Origin of the sequence: Nonomuraea thailandensis, assembly GCF_024172165.1 — a bacterium.
Classification (GTDB): Bacteria; Actinomycetota; Actinomycetes; order Streptosporangiales; family Streptosporangiaceae; genus Nonomuraea; species Nonomuraea thailandensis.
Map to the genome: position 1 here is coordinate 7,908,566 of NZ_JAMZEB010000002.1, position 16,418 is coordinate 7,924,983.

13 protein-coding genes and 1 pseudogene are annotated in these 16,418 nt (G+C 72.7%); 7 read left to right on the forward strand and 7 right to left on the reverse strand.

The window, feature by feature from the left end; genetic code table 11:
- Positions 1–4: 4 nt before the first annotated feature.
- The 5 genes from HD597_RS40070 to HD597_RS40090 all read left to right on the forward strand — a co-directional run bounded on the left by HD597_RS40070 (position 5) and on the right by HD597_RS40090 (position 6,233).
- Positions 5–1,234, forward strand: coding sequence for a Gfo/Idh/MocA family protein (locus tag HD597_RS40070; RefSeq protein ID WP_253749532.1), 1,230 nt, complete (start codon positions 5–7; stop codon positions 1,232–1,234).
- Positions 1,231–2,469: an ABC transporter substrate-binding protein gene (locus HD597_RS40075; protein ID WP_253749534.1), complete on the forward strand. Its 1,239-nt coding sequence runs from the start codon at positions 1,231–1,233 to the stop codon at positions 2,467–2,469. The genes HD597_RS40070 and HD597_RS40075 overlap by 4 nt, the downstream gene beginning before the upstream one ends.
- Entirely contained in the window at positions 2,466–3,377 is a 912-nt protein-coding gene (locus HD597_RS40080; RefSeq protein ID WP_253749536.1) for a carbohydrate ABC transporter permease, read from the forward strand. Before HD597_RS40075 ends, HD597_RS40080 begins: the two co-directional genes overlap by 4 nt.
- Complete coding sequence (locus tag HD597_RS40085) at positions 3,367–4,173, forward strand: carbohydrate ABC transporter permease (RefSeq protein ID WP_253749538.1); 807 nt, start codon at positions 3,367–3,369, stop codon at positions 4,171–4,173. Before HD597_RS40080 ends, HD597_RS40085 begins: the two co-directional genes overlap by 11 nt.
- Before the next feature lie 74 nt (positions 4,174–4,247).
- Positions 4,248–6,233 carry a hypothetical protein gene (locus tag HD597_RS40090; RefSeq protein ID WP_253749540.1) on the forward strand — a complete coding sequence of 662 codons (1,986 nt, stop codon included), beginning with the start codon at positions 4,248–4,250 and terminating at the stop codon, positions 6,231–6,233.
- A gap of 15 nt (positions 6,234–6,248) precedes the next feature.
- Here HD597_RS40090 and HD597_RS65100 read toward each other — a convergent pair.
- The 7 genes and pseudogenes from HD597_RS65100 to HD597_RS40125 all read right to left on the reverse strand — a co-directional run.
- A pseudogene (locus HD597_RS65100) lies at positions 6,249–6,476 on the reverse strand (alpha/beta hydrolase fold domain-containing protein); the annotation flags it as partial.
- Positions 6,477–6,717: 241 nt separating this feature from the next.
- Positions 6,718–7,923, reverse strand: coding sequence for an NAD(P)/FAD-dependent oxidoreductase (locus tag HD597_RS40100; RefSeq protein ID WP_253749542.1), 1,206 nt, complete (start codon positions 7,921–7,923; stop codon positions 6,718–6,720).
- A 92-nt stretch (positions 7,924–8,015) separates the two neighbouring features.
- Positions 8,016–8,960 carry an RNA polymerase sigma-70 factor gene (locus HD597_RS40105; RefSeq protein ID WP_253749544.1) on the reverse strand — a complete coding sequence of 315 codons (945 nt, stop codon included), beginning with the start codon at positions 8,958–8,960 and terminating at the stop codon, positions 8,016–8,018.
- Between the two features lie 38 nt (positions 8,961–8,998).
- Positions 8,999–9,211 carry a DUF6203 family protein gene (locus HD597_RS40110; RefSeq protein ID WP_253749546.1) on the reverse strand — a complete coding sequence of 71 codons (213 nt, stop codon included), beginning with the start codon at positions 9,209–9,211 and terminating at the stop codon, positions 8,999–9,001.
- Positions 9,212–9,373: 162 nt separating this feature from the next.
- Entirely contained in the window at positions 9,374–11,395 is a 2,022-nt protein-coding gene (locus HD597_RS40115) for a PASTA domain-containing protein (RefSeq protein WP_372513462.1), read from the reverse strand.
- A gap of 106 nt (positions 11,396–11,501) precedes the next feature.
- Positions 11,502–13,172 carry a serine/threonine-protein kinase gene (locus HD597_RS40120; protein WP_253749550.1) on the reverse strand — a complete coding sequence of 557 codons (1,671 nt, stop codon included), beginning with the start codon at positions 13,170–13,172 and terminating at the stop codon, positions 11,502–11,504.
- A 105-nt stretch (positions 13,173–13,277) separates the two neighbouring features.
- Positions 13,278–14,087, reverse strand: a complete 810-nt coding sequence (locus tag HD597_RS40125; RefSeq protein WP_253749552.1) for a TIGR03619 family F420-dependent LLM class oxidoreductase — start codon at positions 14,085–14,087, stop codon at positions 13,278–13,280.
- Positions 14,088–14,176: 89 nt separating this feature from the next.
- Between HD597_RS40125 and HD597_RS40130 the strand changes: the two genes are divergently transcribed.
- Positions 14,177–15,424: an LLM class flavin-dependent oxidoreductase gene (locus HD597_RS40130; RefSeq protein WP_253749554.1), complete on the forward strand. Its 1,248-nt coding sequence runs from the start codon at positions 14,177–14,179 to the stop codon at positions 15,422–15,424.
- Entirely contained in the window at positions 15,421–16,293 is an 873-nt protein-coding gene (locus HD597_RS40135) for a TIGR03619 family F420-dependent LLM class oxidoreductase (protein WP_253749556.1), read from the forward strand. The genes HD597_RS40130 and HD597_RS40135 overlap by 4 nt, the downstream gene beginning before the upstream one ends.
- Positions 16,294–16,418: the final 125 nt, after the last annotated feature.

Consider the following 16,418-nt stretch of genomic DNA (forward strand, 5'->3'; position numbering starts at 1 on the left):
TCGGATGGTGACGCTCGCCGTCGTCGGGGCGGGTTCGCGGGGGACCTCCTACGGCCGCCACGCCACCGCGACCGGCAGGGCCCGGGTGGTCGCGGTGGCCGATCCGCTCGGCAACCGTCGCGACAGGTTCCCGGACGCCGTGCCGTACGCGGACTGGCGGGAGCTGGCCGCGCTGCCCCGGCAGGCGGACGCGGTGGTCATCGCCACGCAGGATCGCGATCACGTCGAGCCCGCGGTGCGCTTCGCCGCACTGGGTTACGACATCCTGCTGGAGAAGCCGATGGCCGTCTCCGAGGACGACTGCCGCGCCATCGTGACGGCGGCCGAGCGCTCGGGCGCGGTGTTCGCGGTGTGCCACGTGCTGCGTTACACCCCGTACACGCGGGCTCTGAAGGGCCTGCTCGACGCGGGGCGGATCGGGGAGATCGTCAGCGTCCAGCACCTGGAGCCGGTCGGATGGTGGCACCAGGCGCACTCGTACGTGCGGGGGAACTGGCGGCGGGCCGACGAGGCCACGTTCATGCTGCTGGCCAAGTCGTGCCACGACCTCGACTGGCTGGTCCACCTCACGGGCAAGCAGGTCAGGCGCGTCTCCTCGTTCGGCGGCCTGCACCACTTCCGGCCTGAGAACCGCCCGGCGGGCGCCGCGGACCGCTGCCTGGACTGCTCCGTCGAGCCCGGCTGCCCGTACTCGGCCGCGCGCATCTACCTCCCGCTCGCCGGCGAGCACGCCTGGCCGCTGTCCGTGCTCACGGACGACGTCTCCGAGGCCGGGGTGCGGGAGGCGCTCAGGACCGGCCCGTACGGCAGGTGCGTCTACGCCTGCGACAACGACGTGGTGGACCACCAGGTGGTGAACCTGGAGTTCGAGGGCGGCACGACCGCGTCGTTCACGATGACCGGGTTCACGCCGGCGCAGCACCGGCAGACCCGGATCTTCGGCACCCGCGGCTCCATCGACGGCGACGGCGACCGCCTGACCGTCCACGACTTCGTCACCGGCCGCTCCTCCGTCGTCGACACCCGCCCGAGCGGCGACGGCACGGCCAGGGGCGGGCACGGGGGCGGCGACGAAGCGCTGGTGGAGGCGTTCCTGACGGCGGTGGCCACGCGCGACCGCACGCCGATCCTCTCCTCGCCGGCCGAGAGCCTGCACAGCCACCTCATCGCCTGGGCCGCGGAGCGCTCGCGGCTGACCGGCGAGACCGTACCCCTGGAAGGAACCCCCCAATGAAGGCCATGCACGTCACCGCCGCCGCGCTGGCACTCGGCGCGGGCCTGGTCGCCTGCGGCTCGCCGGCGCCGGAAGCGCCGGCACAGGCCCGTGGACCCATCACGTTCCTCGGCGGCAAGTTCGAGGCCGAGTCCGTGCAGAAGATCGTCGATGCCTGGAACGCCGCCCACCCGGACGAGAAGGCCAGTGTCGTGCTGCTGCCGGAGAGCGCCGACGAGCAGCGCCGCAAGCTCATCCAGAACGCGCAGACCAAGTCCGACGCCGGGGACGTCATGCTCATCGACGCGGTGTGGACCAGCGAGTTCGCCGCGAACCGGTGGGTGGAGGAGCTGAAGCTGGACACCACCGGCTTCCTGCCCACCACCATCGAGACGGCGAAATATCGCGACAAGCTGTACGCGATGCCCGTCTTCACCGGCACCGGCCTGCTCTACTACCGCACCGACCTGGTCAAGGAGCCCCCCAGGACCTGGGCCGAGATGAAGCGGATCTGCGACGAGGTCCTGCCGAAGCAGAAGGGCATGAGCTGCTACGGCGGCCAGTTCGACAAGTACGAGGGCCTGACCGTGAACTTCTCCGAGGCCGTCGCCTCGGCCGGCGGCGAGCTCCTCGACTCCTCCGGGCAGCCGCAGCTCACGAGCGAGGCGGCCAAGCAGGCCGCACGGTTCCTGGCCGACGGGTTCAGGAGCGGGATGATCCCGAAGGAGGCGATCACGTACAAGGAGGAGGAGGGACGGGTCGCCTTCCAGGAGGGCAAGCTGCTCTTCTACCGCAACTGGGCCTACGGCTACGAGGCCGCGCAGAAGACCGACGGCTCCAGCAAGGTGAACGGCAGGTTCGACGTCGCCCCCATCCCCGGGCTCGACGGGCCGGGCGCGGGCACGCTCGGCGGGAACAACCTGGCCGTCTCCGCCTTCTCCAAGCACAAGCAGACGGCGCAGGACTTCGTCGCGTTCATGACCAGCGCCGAGCAGATCGCGGCGTTCGCGCGGACGAGCTCGATGCCGGTGCCCCGCACCGCGATCTACGAGGACCCGGCGATGATCGAGAAGTATCCGTACCTGCCCGCGCTGAAGGAGGGCATCCTCGCGGCCAGGCCCCGCCCCGCGGCGGTCCGGTACGGTGACGTCACCGCCGCCATCCAGGAGTCCGCGTACGCCATCGTCACCGGCGCCAAGCCGGTCGAGCAGGGCCTGTCGGAGCTCCAGGCCGCGCTCGGGCCCCTGCTCAAGTGAGGCCCCGATCGTCGTGGTGGCCGGCCGCCGCCCTGCTGTCGCCCACCATGCTCGTGCTCGCTCTCGTGGTCTTCTACCCGCTGGTCGCGGCCCTGCGGCAGTCGTTCTACGAGAGCGGGCAGCGCCTGGACGCCGACGGGTTCGTGGTGGAGGGCGAGTGGTTCGCGGGGCTGGCGAACTACGCCGGCGTGGTGGAGCAGCGCTTCCTGAACGCCGCGCTCAACACCACGCTCTTCACCGTGGTGACGGTCTGCCTGGAGGTCGTGCTCGGGGTGGCGATGGCGCTGGTCATGCGGCGCGCGTTCAGGGGGCGGGCGCTCCTGCGGGCCAGCATCCTCATCCCGTGGGCGGTGCCGACCGCCGTGGCGGGCCTGATGTGGAAGTGGATCTTCCAGGCGGACGGGGTGGCCAACGCGCTGCTCGGCACCGGGATCCTCTGGACGGCCGACGGCCCCTGGGCCAAGCTCGCGGTGGTCCTCGCCGACACCTGGAAGACGGCCCCGTTCGTGGGGCTGCTCGTGCTGGCCGGCCTGCAGATCATCCCCGCAGAGGTGTACGAGGCGGCCCGGGTGGACGGGGCCAGGGCGTGGCAGACGTTCTGGCGGGTCACGTTGCCGCTGGTCAAGCCCGCTCTGCTGGTGGCCGTGCTGTTCCGGCTGATGGACGCGCTGCGCGTCTTCGACCTGCCGTACGTGATGGTGGGGCCGCGCAAGCAGTCCGTGGAGACGCTGTCCGGGCTGATCTGGGACGAGGCGACCCGGGTGCACTACGGGCCCGCGTCGGCCTACGGGACGGCGTTGTTCGTCTACATCGCGGTGATCGCGTTCGTGTTCGTGAAGCTGCTCGGGGCCGACCTGCTGAGTGACGTGCGGGTGCGGCGGCGGGAGGGGAGCGCCCGTGTGGCGTAGGGCGGGAATGATCGGCATCGCGCTGTACTGCCTGGTGCCGTTCTACTGGATGGTGGTGTCGAGCTTCCGCCGCACCGCCGATATTTACGACAAATCGCCATTTCCTAGCCCGTGGTCGCTGGAGTCGTACGAGGCGGTGTTCGCCCCGGACCTCGGCTTCGGGCAGTCGCTCCTCAACAGCCTCGTCGTGGCCGGCGTCACCACCACGGTGACCCTGGTCGTGGGCACCCTGGCCGCCTACGCGCTGGCCCGGCTGGCCTTCCGCGGCAAGAACGTCGTCCTCGCCCTGGTCATCGCCGTTTCCATGTTCCCGGGGGCGCTGCTCATCGTGCCGCTGCTGGAGCTGTTCACGACGATCGGGTGGATCAACACGTACCAGGCGATGATCGTCCCGTCGATGTCGTTCGCGCTGCCGCTGACCATCTGGAACCTGACGACGTTCTTCCGGCAGCTGCCGTACGAGCTGGAGCAGGCCGCCATGATCGACGGCTGCACGGCGTTCGCCGCCTTCTGCCGCGTCATGCTGCCCCTGGCCGCGCCCGGCGTCTTCACCACGGCGATCCTGGCGTTCATCGCGACCTGGAACGAGTTCATCATCGCGGTCACCATGATCAACGATCAGGCGCGGCAGACGGCGACCGTCCGGATCGCGCAGTTCACGGGCGCCGCCAAGTTCGACACCCCCTTCGGCACGCAGATGGCCGCCGGGGTGCTGGTCACCCTTCCCCTCGTGCTGCTGGTGCTGTTCTTCCAGCGCCGGATCGTGGCGGGGCTGACGGCGGGAGCGCTGAAGTAGCGCAAGTAGCCCCATTAGCGGCACGGCACCCGGAATACTGAAGTGCCAGACCTCACCGACGGAGGGGGGCCACGTTGCGTACGTGGTTCGAACCCGAGGAGACGGAGGAGTACGAGGCGACCAGGAACGTCCTGATCAGGCGCTGTCTCACCTGGGCGGACGAGCACGGCCGCCCCGCCGACGACCTCCTGCTCGCCGCCGCCCTGGACGCCCGCCACCACAGCCGCGACGGCCGCCTCGCCTACTGGGACGAGCACCAGATCAGGCGCTACCTGCTGGCCTGGATCCCGAAGTACGTCGTGACCCCCAGGGAGATCGTGGAGATCGCGCCGGAGATCCTGCGCACGTTCCTGCACTACCTCTCCGCGGCCGGCCTGCGCGACCCGCGGGGCGCCACACCGGCGGAGGCGGACGACGCCATCACCCGCGCCCTGCCCGACTTCCGCAAGGCCCTCGACGACCCGTCCTTGCTGGGGCTGGCCAAGTTCTGGGCCCAGACGGCCCTCGACCACGGCAACGACCTCGCCGGGCCGGGCGCGCTGCGGGACTTCCAGCTCGATCTCGACGCCGGCCGCATCCGCTACGACCAGGAGCTGCTCGGCAAGCTCCTGGAGGCCCGCTTCACCCGGACGGAGCCGGACCTGGAGGAGGAGCGCGACTTCCTCCAGCCGCCCGTCGAGTTGCCCGCGCCGGCGGACCTGGCGGTGGCCGCCGCCCGCAGCACGACGGTGCGGCGCCTCGGCGCGCTGGCCGGCTGGGCGGGCGAGGTGGGCCGCCCCCTCACCAGGCAGGGCCACCTCACGCTCGCCGACGCCCGCGAGCTGTCGGTCCTCCTGGGCACCGGCGAGGAGGCGCTGCAGGTCCGCAGCTCCGCCGACCTGCCGCAGCTCAGCCTGCTGCTGGCCTGGGCCGGGCGGCTGGGCCTGGTCCGCACCGGCAGGGGCCGCCTCCTCCAGGTGGCCAGGGCCGCCCCGCTGCTGCGCGACCCGCCGGCGCTGTGGGCGCGCGCCTTCGAGGTTCTTCCCGGCCTGGGCGAATCGATCACGATGAGCGGCCGGGCCGCCGTGCTCGGCCGCTGCTTCGACGACGTCCTCACCGACGTGCTCAACGCCCTGTACGGCATGGACGACCTGCCCGTGGCCCGCCTGGCTGAGACGGTCTGGCTGGCATGCCAGGAGCACGTGGTCATGGACGGCGCGCCGGAGCGGCTCAAGGACCTCTGGCGCCGCCGCAGCGCCCTCGACCTGGAGTGCGCCCTGGAGGTGCTGGCCGCTCTGGGCGCGGTCGAGCTCACCCGCGGCCCCGCGGACGAGCTCTGCTCCAGCGACCTCGGCCACGACGACCAGGCGCTGCCGCCGGACGCCGTGGAACGCCTGCGCCGCCGTCTGGCCGAGCCCGGCCTCCTGCTGGCCCGGCTCACCCCGCTGGCCCTGCGGTCCGTACGCGAGCGTCTTCTGGCGCAGGGCCGCGACGCCCCGCTGATCGGCGAGCTGGCCGACTGTCCGGCGGCGGAGCTGCTCGGCGTCCTCAGCCAGCACTACCCGCCCCGTGAGGCGGCCGTCGAGCTGAACTCGTGGCTCTCCCATCCGGGCCAGGACGTGGAGACGCTGCTGCGGGCGATCCGCGACTGCCCCTTCCGCACCCGCGCCGCCGCCATGCTCGCCGTGCTCGCGGAGGTCCTCCCCCAGGGCCGGGCTCTGGTCCGGGACCTGCGCCACGACCCCGTGCTCGCCCCCACCGCGCTGACCTTCCTGGTGGACGCGGGCGAGGTGGACCCGGCGGCGCTCGACCGGCGCGAGCATCTGCTGCTGGGCGCGGAGAACTTCCTGACCCTGCTGGAGCTCGGCGGCCCCCGGGTCCTCGTCGAGCAGCTCAGGTCGATGGCGGGCGACGACGCCTACGAGCTCGCGGCGGCGATCCTGGACTCGGGCCACCACGACGTGGCCGGCCTGGCGGAGCTGCGTGAGCTGGTGGCCGAGCCCCTGCGCGGCCGTCTCCTGCGCCTCATCCCCGGCACCGGCACGGGCGCCCGGCCCGCCCGCAGGAAGCGCCGGCTGTAGAGACCGTTCAGCGGGTCAGGCGGCGAGCGCCCGGCGCAGCGCTCCCGCGAGCTCGGCGACCTGCCGCTGCGACACCTCGGCCGACACGATCGCCTGCGACCCGTGGAAGGTGCCCGGCCACTGGTGCAGCTCGACGGACACTCCCGCCCGGAGCAGCCGCAGCGCGTACTCGATGGCCTCGTCGCGCAGCGGGTCGAACTCGGCGGTGGCGATGTAGGCCGGCGGCAGGCCGGTCAGGTCCCCGGCCCGCGCCGGGGGGGATCACGCCCGGCCGGGCGGGCAGCGAGTAGGAGCCGTCCAGGATGAGCAGGTCGCGCTTGTTGAGCGAGACCGCGTGCACCCGGACCAGGACCTCACCGGGCCCGGGCTCGGGCACCGGCGCCTCCACGGGCACGATCTCCGGCCGCTGCAGTCGATAGGTACGCATGCCGGAATCCTCCGAAGACGTACGGAGACCTGGCAATTCCCGGCAGGGAATCGTGGCCTACGCCGCCGCCTTGACGGCCGAGCCCGCCGCGGCGCGGTCCCGCGCGACGCGGCGGCGCCGGGCGGGCAGCCCGAACATCGGGTTGGCGACGCTCCAGGCGGCGCCCTTGCAGATCAGCTCCTTGTAGACGGCGGCGAACCTGCCGGTCAGGGCCGCCGGCACGGCGCGGTCGTCGGCGGTGACGTACTGGATCAGGCCCTCCTTGCGGCCCAGCGAGATGCACTGATTGAAGTAGCGCGGCGACCCGTGCGGGAGCTTGCCGCCGGTCAGGCGGGCCGCGATCGCGTCGGCGGCGTGCTGGGCGGTGGGGATGCCCGAGGCGCACGACATCCGCAGCGGCTTGCCGCCGGGGCCCGCCACCAGGGCCGCGTCGCCGATGGCGTAGACGTCCGGGTGCGAGACCGAGCGCATGGTGCCGTCCACCACGATCTGGCCGTTGCCGCCCAGCTCCAGGGTGGTCGCCTGCGCGATCGGGTGGACCGCGAAGCCTGCGGTCCAGACGGTGACCTCCGCCGGGATGGCCCGGCCGTCGGCGGTGGTGACGCGGCCGGGCTCGACGGCGGCGACGGCGGCGTGCTCGTGCACGGTGATCCTGAGGTTGCGGGCGACCTTGCGCAGGTGCCCGCGGCCCCTGGGGGAGAGCCAGTCGCCGAAGGCGCCCCGGGCGACGAGGGCGACGTCGAGGTCAGGACGGGTCTCGGCGATCTCGGTCGCCGCCTCCACACCGGTGAGGCCGCCCCCGACGACGACCACGGTCCGGCCGGCGTCGAGGCTCGCCAGGCGCTCGCGCAGGCGGGTCGCTCCGGGGCGGCCGGCGATCTCGTAGGCGTGCTCGGCGGTTCCGGGGACGTCCTGGGGGTTCCAGGCGCTGCCGAGGGCGTAGACGAGCGTGTCGTAGGGAAGCTCCTCGGTCGTGCCCGCGCCGTGGACGTCGCCGACGGTGACGATCTTGCGGTCGGCGTCGACGCCGGTGACCTTGGCCAGTTTCACGTCGACGCCCGTGCCCGCGAACATCTCGCTGAAGGGCCGCGGCTTGAGCTGCCGGCCGGTCGCGAGCTGGTGCATGCGGACGCGTTCCACGAAGTCGGGCTCGGCGTTGACGAGCGTGATGGCGACATCCTGGCGGTGGAGCCGCCTGGCGAGGCGGCCGGCGGCGAAGGCTCCGGTGTATCCGGCTCCGAGGACGACGATGCGGTGCTGCATGTGCTCGCTCCTGTCTTGCGCGGTTTCGCCCCTTGAACCGGGCGGCCCGCCGTTTCCTGACAGGAAGGCGATGTGATCCGCGTCACACCTTGTCACAACGCCGTGAACAGGGGCTCCCCGTGCTCGGCCGCCGCCCACTGGGCGCTCGCGCGGACGAGCTTGTCGGGGTTGACCTGGTTGCGGCACGCGGCGATGCCCTCGGGGGTGATCTCCAGGCACATGACGGCGACGACCCGGCCGTCCAGCACGGCCACCACGGCGGGGTCACCGTTGGCGGTCGTGATGTGGATCTCGGGTCTCCCGCCGATCATGGTCCGCTTGGCTTCCGCGGGCTTGAACAGGCCCCGCAGGAACGTGGCGACCGCGGCGGCGCCCTCGAACGGCTTGACCCGGGCCGGGATCTTCCCGCCGCCGTCGCCGACCGAGACGGCGTCCTCGGTCAGCAGCCGCACCAGCGGCTCGGTCTGGCCGCTCGTGGCCGCCGCCAGGAACTCCTCGACGATCCGCCGGGCGGCGGCCTCGTCGATCTCGGTGCGGGCCCTGCCGTCGGCGACGTGCCTCCTGGCGCGGTGGAAGATCTGCTGGCTGGCGGCCTCGGTGATGTCGAGGATCTCGGCGATCTCCCGGTGCGGGTAGTCGAACGCCTCCCGCAGCACGTACACCGCCCGCTCGTTCGGCGACAGCCGCTCCATCAGGGTGAGGACCGCGTACGAGACCGATTCGCGCTGCTCGGCGGTGTCGGCCGGCCCGAGCATCGGGTCGCCGGCGAGCAGCGGCTCGGGCAGCCACCGGCCGACGTAGGTCTCGCGGCGCGCCCGCGCGGAGCCGAGCTGGTTGAGGCACAGGTTGGTGAGCACCTTCGTCAGCCACGCCTCGGGCACCTCGATGCGCTCGACGTCGGCGGCCTGCCAGCGCAGGAACGTCTCCTGCACGGCGTCCTCGGCCTCCGCGGCGGAGCCGAGCAGGCGGTAGGCGATGGCCTCCAGCCGCGGCCTGGAGGTGACGAACCGGTCGACGTCGTTCGCGGTCAGGGGCATGGCCCGATCATAGGCGGCGCCATGGTGACGGTCGCCGCCTACCTGCGCGGAGCGACCCCCGGGCGGCCCGCGCCGCGGGCGGGCGGGGCGACGCCGGAGCGACGGCCCACGCGCTCGGTCTCGCGCTCAGCCTCATGGGCGTGCCGGCGCTTCCTGCGGCGGGCCAGGAACCAGCCGAGGACCAGGGCGGCCAGGCCGAGGGGTGTCCCGGCCATGCGGCGGGCGAGCAGCAGCTTGAACAGGTTCTTCATGCACTCGCCACTGCCCGGACAGGACCGGCCCACGCCTCTCTCCCGGGCAACGCGGCCCACGCCTCCCCCGGACAGGACCGGCCCACGCCTCTCCCTTGGCAGCGCGGTCCACGCCTCTCCCTTGGCAGCGCGGCCCACGCCTTCCCGGGGCGACGGACGCGGTCAGTCGCCGGCGACGGGGCCGGTCGGGGTCTGGGTCGGCGGGGACTCGCCGGGGTCGGGGCCCGACTGCGGGGCCACGCCGGTCGTGATGGTGATCTGCGCGGCGCCTCCCGCGCAGGTCCCCGGCGCGAGGCTCTGGGCCAGGACGGTGCCGACGCGGGACTCGTCCTCCACCATCTGCTCCCGCACCTGGACCGACAGGCCCGCGGCGGCGAGCGCGGAACGGGCGTCCTCGCGCGACCGGCCGACGACCGAGGGGACGGGGGTGCCGTTGCGGGCCACGGTGAGCGCCACCGTGGTGCCGCCCTGGACGCGGCTGCCCGCCTCGGGCCGGGTGGCGAGCACCTGGCCGTTCGGCTGCTGGGAGCAGGAGCGGGTGACGGCCCCCGGCTTGAGGCCCGCGCCGGTGAGCGCCGCCTGGGCGGCCTTGCGCTGCATGCCGGTCAGCTCCGGCACCGTCAGGCCCGCCGACACCTGGAGGGACACCTTGCTGCCCTGGTTCACGACCGTTCCGGGAGCCGGCTTGGCGGTCAGGACCTGGCCGATCCTCTGGGGGGCGTCGCGCTCGGTGACGGCGCCGACGGCGAGCCCGGCTCGCCTGAGCGCCTTGGTGGCGGCCGCCTTGTCCATGCCGACCAGCGGGGGGATGGCCACCGTGGCCGGGCGGGCCACCGACGGCGGGTTGGTGGTGGGCTGCTGCGGGCCCTGGGATCGTTGCTCGGGTGCGGTGCTCCGCGGCGGGGACTCCCGAGCCGGTGGGGCGGAGGAGGGGAGCGTGGGCAGGGAGGTCAGCGGGCCGCCGCCTGCCTGCGGGGCCGGAGTCTCGGCGTCGTTCCCGCTCATCGTGGGGATGATCACGACGAGCAGCACGGCGGCGGTCGCCAGCAGGGCCGCGCAGACCGCGACGGCCGCCCTCGGCCAGCCCCGGCCCCGGGCCGGGTCCTGTTCCGCCGGCGGGCCGGTGCCGAAGCGGGGGGCTGTGCCGCCCGGTCCGGAAGCAGCCGGTAAGTGGTGGTCGCCGGCGGGTTGCGGGACGGACGCGGCCTGGGGCAGACGGTAGGCGCCGCCCGCCGCTCCGGTCGCCTCCGGCTCGGCCATCGGGACGCCCGGCGGCTCGTCGCCGGAGCGCCCCGGCTCGGGCGAGCGCTGCTCCGGGATCAGCGGCGGCGCCCGCAGGATGTGCGGCGGCGGCGGCGAGCGGAGCACCTCCGGCGGCACGCCCTCGGTCGACTCCCCCAGCAGCTCGAACAGCAACTCCCGGCTGCTGGGCCGGTTGCGGGCGTCCTTGTCCAGGCAGGCCGCCACCAGCGTGCGCAGCCGCCCGTCCAGCCGTCCCAGCTCGGGCGGGGCGGTGAGGATGCGGTGCAGCACGGGCGCCACGGAGTCCTGGCCGAACGGGGCCGTGGCGTTGGCGGCGAAGCACATGGTCGCGCCCCACGAGAAGACGTCGGCCGCGCCCGTGACCGCCGAGGCGGTGATCTGCTCGGGCGCCATGTACGCGGGCGTGCCCACCCCGCGCCCGCTCACCGTGGCCGCCGCGTCCAGAGCCTTGGCCAGGCCGAAGTCGATCACGCGGGGGCCGTCGGAGCCGAGCAGCACGTTCTGCGGCTTGAAGTCGCGGTGGACGATGCCCGCCCGGTGGATGGCCGCGAGCGCCGTCGCCGTGCTCACCGCCAGCCGCTCCAGCGCCCCGCCGTGCCGGGGGCCCGTGAGCGCGACCTCGCGCGCCAGCGAAGGGCCGTCCACGTACTCGCTCACGATGTACGGTCGCCCCTCGTCGAACCCGGCGTCGATCACCTGCGCCGTGCAGAACCTCGCCACGTGCTTGGCCAGCTCCACCTCCCGCAGGAACGCCGCCCGCTCATCCCCCACGGGCCCGTGCAGAAGCTTGACCGCGTACGTCTCCCCGCCCCGCGAACCGAGGAACACAGCGCCCTGTCCACCCTCACCCAGGCGCCCGGAGAGGGCGTAATCGCCGAGTCGCTGCGGGTCCCCCGTTCTGAGCGGCTGCGCCGTTGGCACAGGCGCCTCCCCTCGCCGCCACTCTTTCTGCTCTCTACTGAAAGCAACGGGCCGCGAACAGTCAACGGTGCTCAGGCCAATCGCCGCCTGAACGTGACACAGCCGGTCAGGACGTACGTGCGACCTTGCCCGAATACGTCACTTCGTCCTCACCCTGGCGTGTGACCTTGATGTCCATCTGGTTCGCGTCGGCGGTGGGGAACATCCGGAGTGTCCCGGGATGGCACTCCTCGCCCTGGACCTGGTCGAGGGCGAACACCATGCCGCCGCCCGTCCGGCCGAGGCGGCCCGAGCAGTGCAGGTCGGCGCCCCAGCGCATCGCCCCGCCGTCGTCGCTGGTCAGGTGCAGCTCGACGGCGAAGACCCGGCCGGCGGTGAAGTGCTCGGCCGAGCCCGTCCACGTGCCCTCCAGCCCCCGCGCCGCCGTCCCGCGCATCCAGAGCAGGAAGCCGGCCACGGCCATCGCCACCCCCGCCGCCACCACGGCCACCTGCCACCGGCGGACCCGCCGCCGCCCCACCTCACGGGTGAGTCCCTCGGGCTCGACGGCCCCCGCGGCCCGGGCCGCAGGCCTGGTCCCGCCGGATCGGCCTCCGTCGTCGTCTCCACCTCCGACGCCGTCGCCGTCGCCGTCAGCGCTCGCTCCGTCCCCGCCCTCGGCCGGCGCCCCGGACGCGGCGGCCCGCTCGCGCGCCTTCTCGGACGCGCCCGCCTGGTCACGCGTCTCCTCGGACGCGGTGGCCTGCTCGCGGGCCTTCGCCTCGGCGCGCGCCGCCAGCAGCGGCGCGGTGATCGCGGGAAAGCTGGTCGTCGGATCGGGATCGGTGATCACACCCGGCTCGGCCTCGGCCGCCCCCAGCCCCACGACAGCACTCAGCGAGCCCGTGCCGGACGGCCTGCGCGCCCGCCCGTCCGCCCTGCGGCCCGCCTCGCCGACGGCGGCCATCGCCCCCGTGGACAGCACGTCCCCCTCGGCCGCGTCCTGCCCGAGCAGCCGCCGCAGCACCTCCTCGGCGTCCGGCCGCTCCCCCGGCTCGGCGGCCAGGCAGGCCTCCACGATCTCCCGCAGCCGCCCGCTCAGCGACCCGAGATCGGGCTTGCCGTACAGGACGCGGGCCAGCACCTCCTGATGGGTGTCGGCCGAGTACGCGGGCCGCCCCGTGGCCGTGTAGGCGACGGTCAGCCCCCAGGCCCACAGGTCGGCGGGCGGCCCGGCGGGCTCGCCCTTCATCCGCTCGGGCGCCATGTAGGCGGGCGTCCCCATGGGCAGGTGGGTCGTGGTGGTGGCGGTGTCCATCAGCCGCGACACCCCGAAGTCGATCACCCTGGGCCCGTCGATGCCGAGGAGCACGTTGCCCGGCTTGAAGTCGCGGTGCACCACCCCGGCCCGGTGGATGGCCCCCAGGGCGGTGGCGGTGCCGATGGCCAGCCGTTCGAGGGAGCCGCCCTGCCTGGGCCCCTCCTCGACCACGAGCTCGCGCAGCGAGGGCCCGTCGACGTACTCGCTGACCAGGTACGGCCGGTCCCCGTCGAGGTCGGCGTCCAGGAGCTGCGCCGTGCAGAACGCGGCCACCTTCCTGACCGCCTCGACCTCGCCCAGGAACCGCCGCCTGGCGTCCGGATCCCCGGAGAGGCTGGCATGCAGCAGTTTGACCGCGACCGGCGGCCCGTGCGGTGACTCGCCCAGGTAGACGATGCCCTGGCCGCCCTGACCGAGCCTGCGTGTCAGCCGGTACGCACCCAACTGCTGTGGGTCATCGGCACGTAGCTCGGACATATCCTCCCATTATGCCGCTCGGCCAGGGCGCTCCTGCTCAGGAACCATGGAAGACCTTCCCCGAATCGGCGGCCTCGCTCCGCCATTCGTCGTTTCGTCGTTTCGTCAGAGCAGTGCGGCGTACTCGTCCAGCAGAGGCAGCACCACGTCCGCGGGCCCGCTCGGCAGGTTGGCCACCACCTGGCCGATCCCGAGCGAGGCGTAGTAGTCCAGCTTGTCCCGGGTGGGCCGGGTGCCGAAGGGGATCACCTCGCCCGCCTGCGGCCGCCCCGCCTTCTCGCAGGCCTCCCGCAGCGCCGGCAGCGCCGCCTTGATGCCGTGCCCGCCGATCGGCATCCACCCGTCGGCGTACTCGGCCACCTGCGCGAACAGCTTCGGCCCAGGGGCTCCGCCCAGGTAGACGGGCGGCATCCGGAGGGGCTTGGGCCACGACCAGGCCGGCTCGGCCCCTTCGAAGTCCGCCACCTCGTCACGCCACAGCGCCTGCATGGCCAGCACGTTCCGCCGGGCGACCTCGCGGCGCCGCCCGTACGGGACACCGTGGTTCTCGATCTCCTCCACGTTCCAGCCGAACCCGACCCCGACGACCACCCGCCCGCCGGAGAGGTGGTCCAGGGACGCCAGGGCCTTGGCGGTGACGATGGGGTCGCGCTGGGCGGCGAGCAGGATGCCGGTCCCGACCCGCAGCGTGCTGGTCACCGCCGCCGCGTAGGAGAGGGCGACCAGGGGGTCGAGCGTGCGCCTGTACTCCTCGGGCAGCTCGCCCCCGCCCGGGTACGGGGTGCGGCGCGAGACGGGGATGTGGGTGTGCTCGGGCACGTACAGCGAGTCGAAGCCGCGCTCCTCGGCCGCCCTGGCCAGCTCGTGGACGGGCATGGCCAGATCGGTCGCGAACATCGTGACGCCGAGCCTCATATGACACTCCCCACAGCGAACCAAGCGATTGCTCGGTTAAGATTTCCAGAGTACCTTGCAGAAGACCATCCCGCGGAAAGAGGTCCCCGGTGAAGTTTTCTATCTTCCTGAATCCGCAAATTCCAGGCTCTGGTTACGCCGCCGAGGAGAACGCCAGGGCCAAGCGCCCGATCGGGCGGGACACCGAGTCGTACCAGAGACTGCTGCACGAGGTACGGGAGATAGCCGTCCACGCCGACCAGATCGGGTTCGACGCGCTGATGATGACCGAGCACCACTTCCATTCGGAAGGCATGGAGTTCTCGGTCAACCCGCTGATGTTCCTCACCGACCTGGCCGCCAGGACCGAGCGCATCCTGCTCGCGCCACTCGGCCTCGTGCTGCCCGCGTGGGACCCGATCAGAGCGGCCGAGGACGTGGCGCTGCTCGACCAGTTCAGCAGGGGACGGCTGCGGCTGGGCGTGGCGCGGGGCTACCAGAACCGCTGGATGAACGTCCTGGGCCAGCGCTGGCACGCCGCCGCCGCCCGCTCCGACGGCTCGGCGTCCGACACGCGCAACTTCGACGTCTTCGGCGAGGTGCTGAAGATCATGAAGCTGGCGTGGACACAGGAGACCCTCCGCTACAGGTCCGACGTGCTCGACTACCAGGTGCCCTACCCGTACGAGGGCATCGAGGGCTGGCCGGCGCAGGAGTGGACCCGCACGTTCGGCGCCCCGGACGAGATGGACGAGAGCGGCACCATCAAGGCCGTCTCCGTCTGCCCCAGGCCGTACCAGAACCCGCACCCCGAGCTGTGGCAGCCGTTCACGATCTCCGACCGGTCGGTCATCAGGGCCGCCCAGGAGGACATCATGCCGTGGATGTTCACCCCCAACCCGGACGACCACGCCCAGAAGGCGAAGCTGTACCAGGAGGAGTCCGCCAAGCAGGGCCGCCACTACAAGCTGGGCGAGCACACCGGCATCCTCAAGATCGTCGGCATCGCCGACACCACCGAGGAGGCCATCAACACCTTCGGCCGCAGCATCCCCAAGGACTTCGCCGCCTTCTTCGGCCCGTTCGGCTACCTGGAGGTGCTGCGCAAGAAGGAGGACGAGAAGCACAAGCCCATCTCCCCCGAGAAGGGCGACGCCAAGCGCATGAACGACGTCGAGATGGCCCTGTTCGGCACCCCCGACGACGTCAAGCGCGGCATCCAGCGCATGCTCGACCGCATGCCCGACCTGGAGTGGTTCGGCCTGTACATGCAGGGCCAGCAGGGCGTCCTGCCGCTCGACACGGTCAAGCGCAACCTGGAACTGTTCGCCACCAAGGTAGCCCCGGAGTTCCGATGAGATTCTGGCTGGGAGCCTCGTTCGTCGACACCGGGCAGTTCGTGGAGTTGGCGCGGGCGGCCGAGCGGTGCGGGTTCGACACGCTCACGCTCTCCGACCACCTCTTCTACGCCGACTTCGCCTCGCCGTACCCGTACTCGAAGTCGGGCAGGCCCCGCTGGGACGCCGGCACGCACTGGCCGGACGTCTGGGTGACGATCGGCGCCATGGCGGCCGTCACCACCACCCTGCGCTTCTCCCCGAACGTCTACATCGCCCCCGCCCGCGACCTGTTCACCGTGGCCAAGCAGGTCTCCACGGCGGCGGTGCTGTCGGGCGACCGGGTGACGTTCGGGGTCGGGGTGGGCTGGTGCAAGGAGGAGTTCGTCGGCACCGGGCAGGACTTCCACACGCGGGGCCGCCGCCTGGACGGGATGCTGCCCGTCCTGCGCTCGCTGTGGGCGGGCGAGACGGTCGCGCTCGACGGCCTGCCGCCGCTGTCGATCTCCCCCACTCCCGCCCGGCCGATCCCGGTCTACGTGGGCGGTGACAGCGAGGCGGCCCTGCGCCGCGCGGCCCGGCTGGGCGACGGCTGGATCGGCAACCGCATCTACACCGAGGAGCAGTTCGACGAGGTCCTGGAGGCCCTGCGCGGTCATCTCGACGCCAACGGCAGGTCCCTGGACGGTTTCGAGGTGATCGCCCCGCTCGCGGTGCTCCCCGACGCGGACACCTACCGCCGCTTCGAGGCCAAGGGCGTGACGGGCACGATGGCCGCGCCGTGGTGGCTGGCCACCCCCGAGGAGAAGTCGAGGTACGGCGAGGGCACGCTCGAACTGAAGCTCGCCACCATGGAGCGCTTCGCCGAGGAGGTCATCGGGAAGATGTGAGCCCGATCACCGAAGGCCCGCCCCAGTAGGGCCCACTCCCGGCCGCACCGCGCCGGCGGCCCGCCGTCCACGCGCTCAGCCTTCCATACGTGACCGTATGGAAGGCTCCGCAGCGAGGAGTTCAG

Excerpts from the sequence above, each read along its gene's own strand:
- HD597_RS40070 (WP_253749532.1), top strand. The coding sequence starts at position 5 with ATGGTGACGCTCGCCGTCGTCGGGGCGGGTTCGCGGGGGACCTCCTAC.
- HD597_RS40075 (WP_253749534.1), top strand. The coding sequence starts at position 1,231 with ATGAAGGCCATGCACGTCACCGCCGCCGCGCTGGCACTCGGCGCGGGC.
- HD597_RS40100 (WP_253749542.1), bottom strand. The coding sequence starts at position 7,923 with ATGCAGCACCGCATCGTCGTCCTCGGAGCCGGATACACCGGAGCCTTC.
- HD597_RS40105 (WP_253749544.1), bottom strand. The coding sequence starts at position 8,960 with ATGCCCCTGACCGCGAACGACGTCGACCGGTTCGTCACCTCCAGGCCG.
- HD597_RS40110 (WP_253749546.1), bottom strand. The coding sequence starts at position 9,211 with ATGAAGAACCTGTTCAAGCTGCTGCTCGCCCGCCGCATGGCCGGGACA.
- HD597_RS40120 (WP_253749550.1), bottom strand. The coding sequence starts at position 13,172 with ATGTCCGAGCTACGTGCCGATGACCCACAGCAGTTGGGTGCGTACCGG.
- HD597_RS40125 (WP_253749552.1), bottom strand. The coding sequence starts at position 14,087 with ATGAGGCTCGGCGTCACGATGTTCGCGACCGATCTGGCCATGCCCGTC.
- HD597_RS40135 (WP_253749556.1), top strand. The coding sequence starts at position 15,421 with ATGAGATTCTGGCTGGGAGCCTCGTTCGTCGACACCGGGCAGTTCGTG.